Origin of the sequence: Curtobacterium sp. PhB115, from assembly GCF_003752025.1 — a bacterium.
In the GTDB taxonomy this organism is placed as follows: domain Bacteria; phylum Actinomycetota; class Actinomycetes; order Actinomycetales; family Microbacteriaceae; genus Curtobacterium.
The window spans coordinates 44,644-59,263 of the sequence record NZ_RJKR01000005.1; the positions used below are offsets into that span (position 1 = coordinate 44,644).

A 14,620-nucleotide genomic window follows, 5' to 3' on the forward strand; every position below is an offset into this window, starting at 1 on the left:
ACCCGTGGCGGGCGCGCCAGCGCGTCAGACGGTGAAGAAGTCCGCGTACGAGGGGTCGGCCGGGATGTGCGCCGCCGTGGGTTCCTCGAGGCGCGCGGCGACCATGGCGGCGAGCTCGTGCGGCGGGGTGAGTCCGCGACGGCGCCACTCCACCGGGTGCTGGCGGAGGCGATCGAGGGCTGCGTGGTCGAGCATCGGTGCTCCTCCTCAGGGACGGGACGGGACGGGACTGGACTGGACGGGACTGGACTGGACGGGATGGGATGGCACGGGAGTGGACGGGACTGCGCGGCACGGAGACCGGTGCCGTTGTCCGCTGCAGCGACCGTACGGGCCGGCGGAACGTCACCGCGAGGGTCATCTGACGGGTTCACGCTTCGCGGACGCCCCTGCCCGCATCGGACGCGAAAACAGGACGTCGTGTCCGATCCGCGACGCCAGGCCCTATCGTCGGTGACAACGATCCCGCCCGAGGATCCGACCGAGAGTGCCGCCGAACCCCGATGACTGCTTCCACGATGCTGCTCCGCGAACCGACGACGACGGCCGCGCGGTCCGCCGTCGCCGCCGCCGACGAGCTCTTCACCCTGCACGGCGTCGGCCCGGTCCCCCTGCAGGACGTCGCCGACCTCGCCGGGCTGCACATCGACGTCGTCCGTGCGGAGTTCCCGGACGACCGCGACCTCGTGATCGCGGCCCTCGCCCGCCGACACCGTTCCTGGTTCGACGGACTCGTCGCGGCCACCGACGAACACGCGGAGCCCCGTGATCAGCTCCTGGCCGTGTTCGGGTACCTCGAGACCGGTTTCGACGACGACTCGTTCCGCGGGTGCGCCTTCATCAACGGCTTCGGTGAGTTCGGCCGCGACGACGCCGGGATCGCGCACCTCGCCGACGAGCACCTCTCGCGCACCGAGGCCCACATCGCCGGCATCTGCGTCCGTGCGGAGCTCCCCGCCCACCTGGCCGACGCCGTCACGCTCCTCGTCCAGGGCGCCCACGTCGAGGCGGCGATCCACCGCAGCAGCCGCCCGGCCAGGTCCGCACGGCAGGCCGTCGCGATGCTGATGTCGGTGTACGAGTCGCGGTCGGACCGTCGCTAGTACGCCAATCGGACAGCGGTTCGGCGGTGGCCGCCCGCCGTGTCACGATTCGTCCCGGTGACCGATGACTGACGACATGCCTCCCCGCATCCGCGAACGCGCGCAGGGGACCGACCTCGACGAGGCGCGCGACGTGTTGGCCGCCGCCTACGACGGGGTCGCCTGGACGGCGGACTCGACGACGTCCGACTTCCGGTTCCGGTACTCCGCTGCGGGCGACGCGGCGATGACGCTCCGGGCCGTGGAGTTCACCGGGCACCTCGACGGCGAGATGCCCGAGGGCGACGACTTCGTCGTGCAGTGGATCACCCGGGGTTCCGGTGTCCTCGACGACGGCCGGGATCGGCTCACCCTGCAGGCCGGACGGCCGCAGATCTGGCCGGACCAGACCTTCCGCTTCTCGTTCGACGACTACTCGCAGCGACTCATCCAGGTGAACCGTGCCGCGGTCGAGGAGATCGCGGCCGAGCGCGGGTCGGCTGCCGGCGCGGTGCGGTTCGACCACACCGCGACCCCGGACGACCGGGCGATGCGGATCTGGAAGAACAGCGTGACGCTCATCTCGCAGACGGTCCTGGACCGCGACGCCTCGCCGCTCCTCCAGGCCGAGATGAGCCGACTCGGCGCGCTCGCGCTGCTCGAGCTCTACCCGGTGACGGCAGCAGCGCTGCCCGACGAGCTCCTCCTGCCGCGGAACGCCCACCTCCGCCGCGCCGTCGAGTACGTCCACGAACACGCGCACCTGCCGATCACGAGCACCGACGTGGCACACGTCGCGGCCCTCAGCCTGCGCGCGCTCCAGCAGGCGTTCCAACGCCAGCTCGGGGTGAGCCCGAACGGCTACCTCCGGCGGGTCCGGCTGGACCGGGTCCGGGAATCGCTGCTGCGCGCCGACCCCGCGACGACGACCGTCTCGGACGTCGCGAAGCACTGGGGGTTCGCGCACGCCGGACGGTTCTCGGCCGCGTACGCGGAGCAGCACGGCGAGTACCCCAGCGAGACGCTCCGCCGCGGATGACGGAGCGGCCCCGCCGTGAGCGGGCCCGCCGTGAGCGGACCCGCTGCGGAGGCCTCAGCCCTTGTAGTCGTACGTGCTGACCCAGTCGATGTCGAGGTGCCCCGAAGCACCCCAGTTCCCGACCTGGAACATGAAACGGTGCGCGGTCTTCGGGACGTCCTTCGTGACCTTCCCGATCACCTTGCCGTCGACGAGGTAGGTCACCGACTTCCCCGGGATCCACTCGGTCGAGTACACGTGCCAGCTGCGCCACGACACCCCGGTGGAGGCGTTCGTCGAGCTGCCCTCGTTCCCCGGCGTCATCGAGTGCTGGAAGAACGACGGCTTCGACTCGAAGTTACCCTCGGGGTAGTCGATCTCGCCGTCGGCCCAGACGTTCGACGTCGGCCACAGCATGAACGCCGCCCCGTTGCCGTCGCCACCCGTGGCCTTCGCGCGGACGCTGAACTTGCCGCCCACGTGCGACCAGGCCCCGCTCGGCGTCCCGAACGTGCCGGCGGCGCCGTGCTTGCCGTCGAGCTTGACGTCCATGTACCCGTCGCGGGCACTGACCTGGGAGCCGGCGTAGTACATCCCGCCGGTGCCGTCCGGGTACGGCTGCCACGAGTTCGCGTACTGCTTCGCGAACGCGCCGTTCGACGCGGCGGCGGTGCTGAAGTTCTCGGTGAACGTCTGCTTGAACGAGCCGACGTTGCCGACGGGTGCGGTGACGCCGGCGTACGCGGCGCTCCCGGTCCCGAACGGTACGGCGACGAGTGCTGCACCGAGGAGCACGGCGGTGAGCGTTGCCCTCTTGGTTCTGCGGTTCTGCATGAGCTGTCACTCCCTGACGTGACTCTGGCGCCCTCCCCCGGGCGCCGGGCAGCCGGATCTCGACCGCCCGCGGGGCACCGTAGTTGACATCTGCAACGTCGCGTTACTCGAGAAGGGGGGTTGACAAACGGCCCCCGTTCGGGGGGGGGGCACCCCGCGCTCGTCTGAACCGTCGCGCCCGACGTGGAGTCGGGTCCAGGACGCGACCCCACGTCGGACGCGCGGCACCCCCGTGTGCGCGCCCCGCGCCTCCCGGCCGACCTGAACGTAGTCCGCGCGAGGGGCGCGGATCCGTTGGTCGCTGTGGCAGACGCGACCGACGAGCGGACGGGAGGCGCGGTGCGGTCGGGCACCGCGCCTCCAGTCCGCCCTGTGGTCGCGCCGGTCCGCTCGGTGGTCGCGCCGGTCCGCTCGGTGGTCGCGCCGCGGGGCGGCTGCTACGGTGGCCGCAGGGCGACACGGGGGTGTGCATGGGGGATCTGCAGGTCGACACGTCGACGCTGGACGCCCTGACGCACACCCTGACGCACGCCCTGACGCACGCCCTGGCGCCGGTGCCGCGAGCCGTCCGACTCGACCGCGCGTTCAGCGACCCGCGCGAGGACGCGCTCGGCTCCGCAGAGGTCGAACCCACCCTGCACCGGATCGCGGGCGACGGGCAGAGCGCCGACCGGACGGGACGCGCGAAGGAACCCATCCGATGAACAAGCGCTCGACGCTCGCATCCGCGACGGGACTCTTGGTCTCGCTCGCTCTGACCGCATGCGCTGGAGGACCTTCGATCCCGGAATCACGAACACCGAGCAGCTCACCGTCGATCTCGCGCGCCACGGCGGAAGCACGAACCGGCGAAGTCCAGCGCCGGATCACCGACGCTTTCCCGAGTGGTTCGATCGCGACCAACGACACGGGTCGCTGGACCCTGCTGGCTTGCTCCGACACGGAAGTCTCGGCGGGTGGCGGCGCCTCGATCACGCTCACCCGCGAGGTCGATGTCGATGCCACGTACGGTGCGATCACCGAAGCTCTTCGGGGCGATGACTACACGTCGGCGACCACCACCACTCGCAAGGGCGCAACCCGCCTCACGGTGACCGGACAAGACGACGACCAGTACCTCATCACCATCTACAACGACACCCGCACAGTGCAGATCTCCTCGTTCTCACCGTGCTTCCCGGGTTCGTTGACGGACGAGTGAACCCGTCCGTACGGACCGCCCTCGGCTCCGTCACGGTGTTCGGCATCCTCGCGCTGACGGCGTGTGCCGGACAGACGCCATCGTCACCCCTCACCCGCGAGGACGCCGAGTCACTGACCCGGTTGGTGCAGCAGCGCATCGTCGCGCAGTTTCCGGATGATGCGGTGGCGAGCGACCGCACGCCGGGGACGACTACACGCGCGCCGAACCGGAATTCGGGCTGAGCGACACCTCTCGCGCTGGGTGGCGCGTGAGGTGTCGGTCAGCCCGAAAGTTCGCGGCCCGGCGGCGGCCCGGCGGCGGCCCGGCGGCGGCCCGGCGGCGGCCTCGCGTCAGCGGATGATCGAGATGTTGTCGGCCTGCGGCCCCTTCTTGCCGGGACCGACGTCGTACTGCACGTGGTCGTTCGGCTCGAGGGACCGGTAGCCGGTCGTCACGACGATGCTGGAGAAGTGCGCGAACAGGTCCTCGGAGCCGTCATCGGGGGTGATGAAGCCGAAGCCCTTGCTGTGGTCGAACCACTTGACGGTGCCGGTCGGCATGAGCGACAGCACGACGTCAGTGGATGCGCAGCTGCGCGACCATCGGGCAGGCGAAGGGATCGCGGGCCGCGAGTCCGACGCGGTTGAGGTACCGGACGACGATGCCGTAGGAACGCAGCAGCGTGGTCTCGGTGTACGGCACGTCGAGGGTGTCGCAGTGGTCACGGACGAGCAGGCGGGCCTGCTTCAGCGCCGGACGCGGCATCGACGGGAACAGGTGGTGCTCGACCTGGTAGTTCAGGCCACCCATCAGGAACGAGACCCACCATCCACCACGGATGTTGCGCGACGTGCGGACCTGGCGGGAGAAGAAGTCGACCTTGGCGTCGTGGGCGATCGTCGGCATGCCCTTGTGGTTCGGGGCGAACGAGGCGCCCATCATCACGCCGAAGACCGCGAGCTGCACACCGAGGAAGGCGCAGGCCATGCCGAACGGCAGGAACCAGAACACGACGGTCAGGTAGATGCCGAACCGGGCGACGAGCAGCGCGGCCTCGAGCCAGCGGTGCTTCACGTCGGCCTTGGTGCCGTTGCCGGTGACGATGCTCTGCACCGCGTACCGGTGCAGGTTCAGGCCCTCGAGCGTCAGGAGCGGGAAGAACAGCCAGCCCTGGAACCGCATGAAGGTCGTCATGATCGGACCCTTGACCGCCGCGGCGTCCTCCGGCAGGAACCGGATGCCGTCGGGTGCGATGTCGGGGTCCTTGCCGACGGTGTTCGGGTTGCCGTGGTGGCGGGTGTGCTTGTTCATCCACCACGAGTAGCTGAGCCCGACGAGGAACGTGCCGAGCCAGCGGCCGGCGTGGTCGTTCCACTTCTGCGAGGCGAAGACCTGGCGGTGCGCGGCCTCGTGCGAGAGGAACGCGAACTGCGTGAAGACGACGCCGAGGGCGCCGGCGACGATGAGCTGGAACCACGAGTCGCCGAGGAAGGCGAACGCGACCCAGGCCAGGGCGAGTGTGCCGACGAGACTGCCGAACAGTGCCCAGTAGAACCCGGTGCGGCGGCGCAGGAGGCCGTTCTCCTTCACCTGCGCCAGGAGCGCGGAGTAGGTCGAGGTGCCCTTGCGGGCTCCCGTGGCGGGACGAGTGCGGGTGTAACCCGGAGCGAGCGGAGTGGTGGTCATCAGGGACCGACCTTCCTGACGGATCGGTCCTTCAACCGGTTCGAGGGAGTTCACGCAGCTGCGCTTGTGGCGACCCTAGGGGCCGAAGTTGCGTGTTGCCCGTACTGTCCGGAACCCGTGCGCGCTCCTCCCGGACGCCGTCGGTTCACCCGGCGCGTCGCCCTGTCGCACCGCGCAGGGTCTCGCCCGGGTACTCGCCGAACCGACGGAGGTAGTTTCCGGAGAACCGACCGAGGTGCCGGAACCCCCACTCCTGCGCGACCTCGCCGACGCTCGTGTCGTGCCGGTCCGCGGACTGCAGTGCCGCATGTGCGCGGTCGAGGCGCATCCCCTGCAGGAACGTCATCGGTGAGACGCCGTACTGCCGCATGAAGGACGTCTGCAGCGTGCGCGGACTCACCCCGACCGCGCCGCAGATGTCCGTGAGGGTGAGGACGGCGCGGCAGTGCCCGTCGAGGTAGGCCTCGGCGAGCTCCACGGTCGAGGGCATCTCGAGGCGAGGCCCGTCCGCGTCCGCGGCGTCCGGCGAGCCGAACGCGAGCAGGACCGCGTCGACGAGTGCCGTCTGGGCTGCGAACCGGGCCCGGGCCCGCGCGTCGTCGTCGGCGACCGCAGCTGCCACGACCTCGACGCTGTGACGGAGCTCCGCCAGGGCACCAGACTCCACCTCGGCGCCGTGCTGCGGGAGTCTGTGGCTGCCCGCGGGCTTCCCCGCACGTGCCTCGTCGACCAACGGACGATCGATGCTGACGAGCTGCAACGTGCCCGCCGGGGCGTCGACGGTGAACGTTCCCACCGTGGGCATCAGGACGGGCACGCCGGGCCGGGTCTCCAGCACGGTCGTCCCCTCCACGCCGATCCGGATCCCGCCGCTCGCCGACCAGCCGACGAGGACCCGGTCGATCGGCTCGAAGACACCTCGGAACCCCGAGGTGGCCGATGCGGTGACCAGGCTGACGCACCCGTCCCGGCGGGTGCGGTACCGGAACCGGAAGCGGTCGTGGTCCGTGTCGAACACGACGTGGTGTCCGTGCCCGGCCCCGGCGAGGACGCGTGCGGCGAACCCGCGCTCCGTCCCGGAGTGCTCGGTCCGGCGGCGGACGTCGTCGACGCGGACGGTGACCGTCCGCGCGTCGTCGGTGCCGTGGACCGCGGTCAGCACGGTGCCTCGTCGGCGTGCGGTCCGCACTGTTGCTCGAAGTACGCGTGCGCATCCTGCAGCGACGCGGTGCGCTGGTGCTCGTGCAGCGACGCCATCAACGTGCACTCGAAGCCCTCGACGGTCCGCTCGACGAAGCCGAGGAGCATGTCCGGGTCGCCCCAGGCGGCACCGGCGTCGACGACCCGCCAGAGTCCGGCATCGACCGGCTGGACGCGGATGTCGGTCGGGTCGGTCGCGGCCAGAGCGCGGATCCGGTCCGTGTGGACGATCTGCTGCCAGGCGGTGGCGTCGGTCACCGTGTTCTTGGTCCCCTGTCGCTGTCCCATCGCGCCTCCCGATCGATGCGTGCACCACCGCCGTCGGACGTGCACGAGACACTTTCAGTATCGTCCGGACGATTCGCGAACGTGCAGGGGTTGACTTCGGCCCGCGTGCAACCCACAGTTCGCGCTCGACGACGGCGCGACACCTCCACTCCTGAGGCGTCCTCGACTGCGAGGTCGACGTCGACGACCCGCGAGCCGTCCTCGCCGGCGCGATGCAGCGAGCGGGATCCGCCGCGTGGCAGGACTACCGCCCGGACGGTGGGACGGAGGACCTCGTGGCCTTCCTCATCGGGAACGCCGTCCGCGGCACGGTGCGCGAGGCCGACGGGCTGCGCCTGGTGGCCGTCGACGCGATGCTCCGGATCCCGGACGAGCAGGGCGCGTACCCGCCCGCCGAACTCCCTGCGTGGCGAGCAGGCCCACCCCCACGGTGCGACGTCGCCGACGGCGTAGGATCGGGAGCCGGCAGGGAAGGCGCCCATGGATGACGCATTCGAGCGTGCGCTCCGCGCGCTCCGGTCGACCGATCTGGCCGACGACGACCTCAGCCGACCGTTCGTTTCGGTCCTGCCGATCGGCGGGGTGTCCGTCTCCACCTTCGGGCCGCTCGGGGCGAGCGAGACCGTCTCAGCGAGCGACGACGTCGCCTTCCGGATCGACGAGATCCAGTTCGACCTGACCGAGGGACCGTGCTGGGCCGCCCTTGCTTCCGAGGCGCCGGTGCTCGAGCCCGACGTCGTCGCGCAACCGAACAGCGAATGGCCCGCGTTCAACGACGCCGTGCGCGACGAACCCGTCGGCGCCGTGTTCGCGTTCCCGATCGTGTTCGGCCCGTTCCCGCTCGGCGCGGTCGACGTCTACGCGCCGCGCCCGACGACCCTGCACGACGACGGGGTCCGACAGGCGATGGCGCTGGCCTCCGCCGCGAGCCGTCGGGTCCTGCGTCGGAGCCTCCGGGCGATCGCCGACGACGACGCCCTCGCCAACCGCAGCCCCTACTCGCGACGGATCGTGCACCAGGCGACCGGCGTGGTCCTCGCCCAGCTCGACGTCAGCCCGGACGACGCGTACCTGCTCATCCAGGGCCATGCCTTCGCCCGCCGCTCCTCGATGCGCCAGGTCGCCGAGGAGATCCTCGCCGGCACGGTGCGCTTCGAGCAGCACGGCGACCTGATCGAGGAGGTCCAGTGACCGTCGCAGGCCGAGAGACACGCATCGTCGAGACGTTCGCCACGTTGGCGGACACGCTCGTCGACGCGTACGACGTGGTGGAGCTCCTGCAGACCCTGGTCGAGACGTGCACCGAGGTGCTCGACATCGACGCCGCCGGCATCCTGCTCGCCAACGACGACCAGGAGCTCGAGGTCATCGCCTCGACCTCCGAGGCGAGCCGACTGGTCGAGGTGCTCCAGCTCGACGCCGAGGCCGGACCCTGCATGACGGCGTTCGCCAGCGGTCGTGCCGTGGCGTGCCCGGACATCGCGGACTCCCCGGCCGAGTGGGCGGAGTTCCGCGCCGGTGCCCTGGCGCTCGGCATCCACTCCGTGCACGCCGTGCCGCTCCGGCTGCGCTCGACCGTGATCGGCACCCTGAACCTGTTCGGCGCGGTGGCGGGCGCGCTCGACGAGTCGGACCTGCGGATCGCCCGCGCCCTGGCCGACGTCGCCACGATCGGCATCCTGCACGAACGCACCCTGCGCGAGCACGAGGTCGTCCGGCAGCAGCTGCAGCGCGCGATCGGTTCGCGCGAGGTCATCGAACAGGCCAAGGGCGTCGTCTCACACCTCCGGGGCGTCTCCATCGAGGACGCCTTCGCCGTCATCCGGAGCCACGCGACCGACCACCACGAGCCGTTGTCCGAGGTCGCCCGGGCCATCGTGGAGCGCCGCATCGTTCCCTGATCCGGCGTGGTCCGACCACTACGGTGAGCGGATGGGCAAGGTCACGCTGCAGGACGTCGCGGCGCACGCGGGTGTCTCGATGAAGACCGTGTCCAACGTCGTGCGCGGGTACGAGCACGTCAGCGCCCCGATGCGCGACCGGGTGCAGGCCGCGATCGACGAGCTCGACTACCGGCCGAACGTCTCCGGCCGATCCCTGGCGACCGGCCGCTCGAACATGCTCGCCTTCGCGTTCCCGGACCTCCGCCGGCCCTACTTCGCCGAGCTCGCCCACGTGTTCTCCCGCGTCTGCGCCGCGCGCGGCTACCAGCTCCTGCTCGAAGAGACCCTCGGCGAAGCGGACGGCGAGCGCTCGGCGGTCCGTGGTCGCGAGGCCGGCGTGGTGGACGGCGTCGTCATCCACCCGCAGGTGCTCACCCCCGAGGCGATCGACCGGATCCGCGGGGAGACCGCGGTGGTCTTCCTCGGCGAGGACGTCCGCCCGCAGCACGCCGACCAGGTCGTCATCGACAACGCCGGTGCCGCGGCCGAGGCCGTCGCCCACCTGGTCGCGCTCGGCCGTCGCCGCATCGGGTTCTTCGGTCACGAGACCGGCCCCGAGTCCCGCACGTCCGGCCTGCGACTCGACGGCTACCGCGCCGGGCTCGCCGCCGCCGGGCTCCCGGTCGACGACGCCTTCCTGGTCCCCCGTGAGGTCGGCGACGCCGCCGGCGCCGAGGTCGCGTTCGGTCGTGCCCTCGACGCGGGACTGCAGGTCGACGCGCTGCTCTGCCGCGACGACCTGGCCGCCGTCGGCGTCCTCCGGGCGATGCGACTGCGCGGGCTCGAGGCACCACGGGACATCGCGGTGATCGGCTGGGACGCCGTCGGACTCGGCTCCAGCCTGGTCCCGAGCCTCACCTCGGTCGCGCCCGACACGGTCGCCCTCGCGGACACCGCCCTCGACCTGCTGGTCGAGCGGATGGACGGCTCGGACGTGCCCGGCCGGCTGGTGACGGTCGGCCACCGACTCCTCGTGGGTGAGAGCGCGCCGTTCGCGGACGGTTCGGTCGACCGGGCGGCGCACCAGCCCGCCTGACGGCGCGCGGCGTGCCCTGGACACGTCTGACGTCGGACTGGAGGCGCGTGGCGGCGCCGCCACGGGCCTCCAGTCCGTCAGTGCTCGCCCGGGTGCACGCTCCCCAGCAACTCGACCACGACCGCCCGCAGGGCGTCTGGCAGCCCGACGGTGCCGATCTCGACGATGCGGTCCGCGCGCGGCAGGTCCTTCGACACGACCTCCCACGCCTCGGCCTTCTCGGCGTTGCCGGACTGCGCGCCCTCGAGCACACGCCGCACCGCACCGCGCGCGTCGAGCCCCACGACCGGCGGCCCGGTCAACGTGACCGCACCGCCCACCGCCGTGTCGACCGACAGGTCGACGGAGAAGCGGACCTCCGAGCGGGCCGACGGGTGTTGCCCGTCGGCGGGAGCCGCCAGGAAGGTGACGCGCCAGTCGCGCCGAGCCGGGACGACGTCGGCGGCGCCGGTGGTGGCGTACACCCGGAACTCGGCGAGCGCCGCGTCCCACGTCAGCTCGGTCCGGGCGATCCGGTCGGTGTCGCCCTCACGGTCCTCGACCAGGGTGAAGCTGCCAGAGGCTCCGGGTGCGACGAGGACCTCGAACGCCGTCGGGTTGGCCGTGGCGTCGAGTTCGTCCTCGGCAGCGAGGGGCAGCAGACCGCCCTCGCGGAGCAGGACGGGCACGGTGTCGAGGGTGCGGTGCAGGTCGACGAACCGGTCCCCGGCGTACACCGTGCCGGTGAAGACGTCGGTCCAGGTGCCCGGTGGCAGCCACGCCCGGGCGGATCCGTGCAGGGTGACCGGGTCGCGCGGCTCGACGATCGGCGCGACGAGCAGTTCGGACCCGAAGGCGTACGTGTTCGGTACCCGGTATGCCTCGTCGCGGCGCGGTTCCAGGTGGTACAGCGGTCGGACGAGCGCGGTACCGTCGGCCGTTCGGTGGTTCATCGTGTGCAGGTACGGGACGAGCCGGTGCCGGAACCGCAGGGCCTCCCCCATCGCGGCGCGCGCCTCGGCCGGGAACACCCACGGTTCCTTGCGGATGAACGGGTTGTTGGCGGAGTGCAGGCGCACGACCGGTGAGAACACGCCGAACTGGACCCACCGGGTGGCGAGTTCGTCGTCGCGGACGCCGCGGGTGTGCCCGCCGATGTCGTGGCTCCACCACGGGTAGCCGATGTTCGCGGCCGTTGCGGTGAACTCGGGCTGGAACGCCAGCGACGCCCAGGACACGACGGCGTCGCCGGAGAACCCGACGGCGTACCGGTGGCTGCCGGGTCCGGCGTACCGGGAGAACGTCATGCCCTCGCCGCCGGAGCGCGCCGAGTCGAGCAGGTGGAAGTGGTTGAGCAGCCAGAGCGGGTCGACACCTGGCAGCCCGGTCTCGCGGCCCTGCTGCCAGTCGATCCACCAGAAGTCGACGCCCTGCTCCTCGAGCGGTCGGTGCAGGAGCTCGAAGTACGCCTGCAGGAACCGCCGGTCGGTCGGGTCGAACGGCACCGGCTGCTCGGTCTCCGGGTCGATCCCCATCGCCTCGGCCACCGCGGGGTAGGCGTCCTCGAACGCCCGGACACCGTCGGCGGGGTGCAGGTTGAGGGTCGTGCGCATCCCCCGCCGGTGCAGTTCGGCCAGGAACGCCGGCGGGTCGGGGAACAGCGTGGGCTCCCACGAGTAGCCGGTCCAGCCGTTGCCGAACTGCGGTGGCACCGAGTCGACGCGGTGCCAGTCCATGTCGATGACCGCGACGGAGAACGGCACGTGCTCCCCGGCGAAGCGGTCCATCAGCTCGAGGTACGAGGTGTCGCTGTAGGGGTGGTAGCGGCTCCACCAGTTGCCGAGCGCCCACCGCGGCAGGCGCGACGGTGCGCCGGACACCTGGTGGAACGACCGGAGTGCTGCGTCGAAGTCGCGGCCGTACGCGAACACCGTGACGTCGCGGCGGCCGGGGACACGGGTGCCGATCCAGCCGTCGTCCTCGAACAGGAACGACTCGCTGTCGTCGAGCGCCGTGATGCCGTCGCGCGCCAGGATGCCGGGTTCGAGCGGCATCCGACCGTCGACGTCGTCGAGGGTGCGGCCGGTGCCGCCGAGGTCGCGCGGCTCCTGCCCCCAGCGCCAGCGGTTCGCGTCCGGGCCGGTGGTCTCGACGACCAGGCCGCTCGGGCTGAAGGGGCCACCGTCGTAGCGGAGCCGGGCGCGTTCGGTGGTGACGAGGACGCCGGATCCGATGCGTTCGGCGGTGAACGCCGGCACCGGCAGCCGCCGCCGGATAGCGAACGTCGAGGCGCGGTCCTCGAAGCCGCCGTCGTCGCTCCACTCGATGCGGAACGTGCCGGATCCCAGGACGGTGATCCGCCAGTGCTCGCCGGTGACGACGGCCGTCGGGTCGGCGACCGGGTCGGCCCCGGGGAACGGCCGGATGGTCGGGAGTGCGGTCTCGGTCATGGTCACGTCGTACCCCTCAGCTCTTGACCGCGCCTTGCGTCACACCGCTGATGACCCAGCGCTGCGCGAACAGGTAGACGATGATCGTCGGCGCCATCGCCATCAGGTACGAGGCGAAGGCGACGTTGTAGTTCGTGCCGAACTGGCTCTGGAAGATGTTCTGCACCACGGGCAGGGTCTGCAGGGTCGGGTCGGCGGTGATGAGCGACGGCATCATGAAGTCGTTCCAGGACGCCAGGAACGCGAAGATGCCGACGGTGGCGTTCATCGGGCCGAGCAGCGGCAGGATGATCCGCCAGAAGATCTGCCACGTGCTCGCGCCGTCGATCCGAGCGCTCTCCTCGAGCTCGACGGGGATCGACCGCAGGTACGCCGAGTAGAGCAGCACGCTGAACGACAGTTGGAACATGGCGTGCAGGATCCCGACGCCGATCGGGTTGTCGAGGCCGATCTCGGCGGTCAGCTTGATCTGCGGCAGTGCGACGACCGGGAACGGCAGGAACATCGCCGCGAGCAGGTACACGAACGACCACCGGAAGAACCGCTTGTGCCAGTTCCGGACGATCGCGTAGGACGCGAACGAACTGAGCAACAGGGTCGCGACGACGGTGAGTGCCGCGACGCCGAGCGAGACGGAGAACGAGACCGGGAACCGGGTGAGCTCCCAGGCCGACGCGAACGAGCCCGGGTTGAACGGGAACGGCAGCGACAGGGCGTTGCCGTCGACGGACTGCTCGCTCGTCTTGAACGCCATGGCGACGGTGACGTAGAGCGGGATGAGGACCGTCAGCGCGGCGAGCCCGAGCACGACGGTCAGGGTCCAGTTCGTGCCGCCGAGCCGCCGGCGGTGGCCGCGACCCGGTCGGCGCTGGTCACCGGTGGTGACCGCGCGGGTGTCGGTGGGTGGTCGGGTGTCGATGGCGGTCATGCGAGTCGCAGGTTCCTTCCGCGGGTCGCCGCGAGCTGCAGCACGGAGATGAGGACGGTGATGATGAAGAACACGGTCGCGTTCGCCATCTGGTAGGCGTAGTCGCCGCCGGTGAAGCCGCCGAAGATGGTCATCGCGACGCTGCTCGTCGCGCTCCCCGGGCCGCCGTTGGTCAGGCCGACGATCACGTCGTACGCACCGAGGTACCCCTTCACGCCGAGGACGGTGTTGATCACGATGAACCCGCCGAGCAGCGGGAGGGTGATCGCGCGCAGCTGCTTCCAGCCGGTCGCGCCGTCGAGCGAGCTCGCTTCGTACAGTTCCTCGGGGATCGAGGTGAGCCCCGCCGTGTAGATGAGGAGCGCACCCGGCACGGTCTGCCAGGCGGAGACGATGACGATCGCGACCCAGGCCAGGTTCGGGTCGCCGAGGATGCTCTGCTCGAGCGGGCCGAACCCGACGCTCGTCGCCAGTGCCGGCACGGTGTTCGAGAACAGGAAGTTGAACACGTAGGCGACGATGATGCCGGAGATCACCATCGGGATGACGAAGATGGACCGGAGGCCGGCGGCGAACCGGATCTTCTTCGCCAGCGCGATCGCCAGTGCCAGTGCGATGACCTGCGTCACGATGACGGTGACGACCGCGAAGCCGAGCGTGAACCCGTACGACGCGATGATGGCCGGGTCGGAGACGAGCGCCGTGTAGTTCTCGATCCCGAGGAAGTTCCACTGCCCGAACCCGAGGTAGTCGGTGAAGCTGTAGAAGATGCCGACGCACGCGGGGGCGACGACGAAGGCCGTGAACGCGATGAGGGCGGGCACGAGGAACAGGTAGTACATGCCCTCGGTCCGGCGGAGGGAACCCGGGCGACGCGAGCCGGCGGCGCGACGCGAACCGGCGGCGCGGTGCGTGCGGGCGGCCGCGGTGGCCGGGCCGGACGTCGCCGGGTCGGTGTCGCGGGAGAGCGGGGTCTGCATGGTCATGGTGGCT

At 71.0% G+C, this 14,620-nt stretch carries 18 protein-coding genes; 9 read left to right on the forward strand and 9 right to left on the reverse strand.

Going from position 1 to position 14,620, the window contains the following annotated elements; genetic code table 11:
* Positions 1-24: 24 nt before the first annotated feature.
* A complete protein-coding gene (locus EDF19_RS18905; protein WP_185022598.1) occupies positions 25-195 on the reverse strand; it encodes a hypothetical protein in 171 nt (56 codons plus the stop codon).
* A gap of 308 nt (positions 196-503) precedes the next feature.
* Between EDF19_RS18905 and EDF19_RS00450 the strand changes: the two genes are divergently transcribed.
* Positions 504-1,103 (forward strand): TetR/AcrR family transcriptional regulator, encoded by a 600-nt coding sequence (locus tag EDF19_RS00450; protein ID WP_148070988.1) that lies wholly within the window; start codon positions 504-506, stop codon positions 1,101-1,103.
* 76 nt (positions 1,104-1,179) lie between these two features.
* Complete coding sequence (locus tag EDF19_RS00455) at positions 1,180-2,121, forward strand: AraC family transcriptional regulator (protein ID WP_148070989.1); 942 nt, start codon at positions 1,180-1,182, stop codon at positions 2,119-2,121.
* A gap of 54 nt (positions 2,122-2,175) precedes the next feature.
* Here the strand turns inward: EDF19_RS00455 and EDF19_RS00460 are convergent, their stop codons facing one another.
* Complete coding sequence (locus tag EDF19_RS00460) at positions 2,176-2,934, reverse strand: glycoside hydrolase family 16 protein (protein WP_123679009.1); 759 nt, start codon at positions 2,932-2,934, stop codon at positions 2,176-2,178.
* A gap of 470 nt (positions 2,935-3,404) precedes the next feature.
* On the opposite strand from EDF19_RS00460, the gene EDF19_RS00465 reads away from it, so the two are divergent.
* Genes EDF19_RS00465 through EDF19_RS00475 form a run of 3 tightly spaced genes read left to right on the forward strand, consistent with a single transcriptional unit; the run spans position 3,405 to position 4,359 of the window.
* Positions 3,405-3,638, forward strand: a complete 234-nt coding sequence (locus EDF19_RS00465; RefSeq protein ID WP_123679010.1) for a hypothetical protein — start codon at positions 3,405-3,407, stop codon at positions 3,636-3,638.
* Positions 3,635-4,135: a hypothetical protein gene (locus EDF19_RS00470; RefSeq protein WP_123679011.1), complete on the forward strand. Its 501-nt coding sequence runs from the start codon at positions 3,635-3,637 to the stop codon at positions 4,133-4,135. The genes EDF19_RS00465 and EDF19_RS00470 overlap by 4 nt, the downstream gene beginning before the upstream one ends.
* Before the next feature lie 35 nt (positions 4,136-4,170).
* The gene (locus EDF19_RS00475) at positions 4,171-4,359 is read left to right on the forward strand and encodes a hypothetical protein (RefSeq protein ID WP_148070990.1); all 189 of its coding nucleotides are present in this window, start codon (positions 4,171-4,173) and stop codon (positions 4,357-4,359) included.
* Between the two features lie 108 nt (positions 4,360-4,467).
* On the opposite strand, the gene EDF19_RS00480 is transcribed toward EDF19_RS00475, so the two are convergent.
* From EDF19_RS00480 to EDF19_RS00495, 4 genes are all read right to left on the reverse strand, one after another.
* A complete protein-coding gene (locus EDF19_RS00480) occupies positions 4,468-4,677 on the reverse strand; it encodes a cold-shock protein (RefSeq protein ID WP_123679852.1) in 210 nt (69 codons plus the stop codon).
* A 16-nt stretch (positions 4,678-4,693) separates the two neighbouring features.
* Positions 4,694-5,803 (reverse strand): acyl-CoA desaturase, encoded by a 1,110-nt coding sequence (locus tag EDF19_RS00485; protein WP_123679013.1) that lies wholly within the window; start codon positions 5,801-5,803, stop codon positions 4,694-4,696.
* A 145-nt stretch (positions 5,804-5,948) separates the two neighbouring features.
* Complete coding sequence (locus tag EDF19_RS00490) at positions 5,949-6,965, reverse strand: helix-turn-helix transcriptional regulator (RefSeq protein WP_148070991.1); 1,017 nt, start codon at positions 6,963-6,965, stop codon at positions 5,949-5,951.
* Positions 6,959-7,291: a hypothetical protein gene (locus EDF19_RS00495; RefSeq protein ID WP_123679015.1), complete on the reverse strand. Its 333-nt coding sequence runs from the start codon at positions 7,289-7,291 to the stop codon at positions 6,959-6,961. The genes EDF19_RS00490 and EDF19_RS00495 overlap by 7 nt, the downstream gene beginning before the upstream one ends.
* A 212-nt stretch (positions 7,292-7,503) precedes the next feature.
* Between EDF19_RS00495 and EDF19_RS00500 the strand changes: the two genes are divergently transcribed.
* The 4 genes from EDF19_RS00500 to EDF19_RS00515 are packed head-to-tail and all read left to right on the forward strand — an operon-like array spanning position 7,504 to position 10,270.
* Positions 7,504-7,779: a hypothetical protein gene (locus EDF19_RS00500; RefSeq protein ID WP_123679016.1), complete on the forward strand. Its 276-nt coding sequence runs from the start codon at positions 7,504-7,506 to the stop codon at positions 7,777-7,779.
* Positions 7,772-8,482 carry a GAF and ANTAR domain-containing protein gene (locus EDF19_RS00505; protein WP_123679017.1) on the forward strand — a complete coding sequence of 237 codons (711 nt, stop codon included), beginning with the start codon at positions 7,772-7,774 and terminating at the stop codon, positions 8,480-8,482. The genes EDF19_RS00500 and EDF19_RS00505 overlap by 8 nt, the downstream gene beginning before the upstream one ends.
* Positions 8,479-9,192, forward strand: a complete 714-nt coding sequence (locus EDF19_RS00510; RefSeq protein WP_123679018.1) for a GAF and ANTAR domain-containing protein — start codon at positions 8,479-8,481, stop codon at positions 9,190-9,192. Before EDF19_RS00505 ends, EDF19_RS00510 begins: the two co-directional genes overlap by 4 nt.
* A 31-nt stretch (positions 9,193-9,223) precedes the next feature.
* Entirely contained in the window at positions 9,224-10,270 is a 1,047-nt protein-coding gene (locus EDF19_RS00515) for a LacI family DNA-binding transcriptional regulator (protein WP_123679019.1), read from the forward strand.
* A gap of 77 nt (positions 10,271-10,347) precedes the next feature.
* Here EDF19_RS00515 and EDF19_RS00520 read toward each other — a convergent pair whose 3' ends face one another.
* From EDF19_RS00520 to EDF19_RS00530, 3 genes are read right to left on the reverse strand one after another with little or no spacing between them, the layout of a single operon-like run.
* The gene (locus EDF19_RS00520) at positions 10,348-12,699 is read right to left on the reverse strand and encodes a TIM-barrel domain-containing protein (RefSeq protein WP_123679020.1); all 2,352 of its coding nucleotides are present in this window, start codon (positions 12,697-12,699) and stop codon (positions 10,348-10,350) included.
* Between the two features lie 16 nt (positions 12,700-12,715).
* Complete coding sequence (locus tag EDF19_RS00525) at positions 12,716-13,627, reverse strand: carbohydrate ABC transporter permease (RefSeq protein WP_123679021.1); 912 nt, start codon at positions 13,625-13,627, stop codon at positions 12,716-12,718.
* Entirely contained in the window at positions 13,624-14,613 is a 990-nt protein-coding gene (locus EDF19_RS00530; protein ID WP_123679022.1) for a carbohydrate ABC transporter permease, read from the reverse strand. The genes EDF19_RS00525 and EDF19_RS00530 overlap by 4 nt, the downstream gene beginning before the upstream one ends.
* Between the last annotated feature and the right edge of the window lie 7 nt (positions 14,614-14,620).

Coding starts and splice junctions, on each gene's coding strand:
- EDF19_RS18905 (WP_185022598.1), bottom strand. CDS start 195: ATGCTCGACCACGCAGCCCTCGATCGCCTCCGCCAGCACCCGGTGGAG.
- EDF19_RS00450 (WP_148070988.1), top strand. CDS start 504: ATGACTGCTTCCACGATGCTGCTCCGCGAACCGACGACGACGGCCGCG.
- EDF19_RS00455 (WP_148070989.1), top strand. CDS start 1,180: ATGCCTCCCCGCATCCGCGAACGCGCGCAGGGGACCGACCTCGACGAG.
- EDF19_RS00460 (WP_123679009.1), bottom strand. CDS start 2,934: ATGCAGAACCGCAGAACCAAGAGGGCAACGCTCACCGCCGTGCTCCTC.
- EDF19_RS00465 (WP_123679010.1), top strand. CDS start 3,405: ATGGGGGATCTGCAGGTCGACACGTCGACGCTGGACGCCCTGACGCAC.
- EDF19_RS00470 (WP_123679011.1), top strand. CDS start 3,635: ATGAACAAGCGCTCGACGCTCGCATCCGCGACGGGACTCTTGGTCTCG.
- EDF19_RS00480 (WP_123679852.1), bottom strand. CDS start 4,677: ATGCCGACCGGCACCGTCAAGTGGTTCGACCACAGCAAGGGCTTCGGC.
- EDF19_RS00485 (WP_123679013.1), bottom strand. CDS start 5,803: ATGACCACCACTCCGCTCGCTCCGGGTTACACCCGCACTCGTCCCGCC.
- EDF19_RS00495 (WP_123679015.1), bottom strand. CDS start 7,291: ATGGGACAGCGACAGGGGACCAAGAACACGGTGACCGACGCCACCGCC.
- EDF19_RS00500 (WP_123679016.1), top strand. CDS start 7,504: ATGCAGCGAGCGGGATCCGCCGCGTGGCAGGACTACCGCCCGGACGGT.
- EDF19_RS00505 (WP_123679017.1), top strand. CDS start 7,772: ATGGATGACGCATTCGAGCGTGCGCTCCGCGCGCTCCGGTCGACCGAT.
- EDF19_RS00515 (WP_123679019.1), top strand. CDS start 9,224: ATGGGCAAGGTCACGCTGCAGGACGTCGCGGCGCACGCGGGTGTCTCG.
- EDF19_RS00520 (WP_123679020.1), bottom strand. CDS start 12,699: ATGACCGAGACCGCACTCCCGACCATCCGGCCGTTCCCCGGGGCCGAC.
- EDF19_RS00525 (WP_123679021.1), bottom strand. CDS start 13,627: ATGACCGCCATCGACACCCGACCACCCACCGACACCCGCGCGGTCACC.
- EDF19_RS00530 (WP_123679022.1), bottom strand. CDS start 14,613: ATGACCATGCAGACCCCGCTCTCCCGCGACACCGACCCGGCGACGTCC.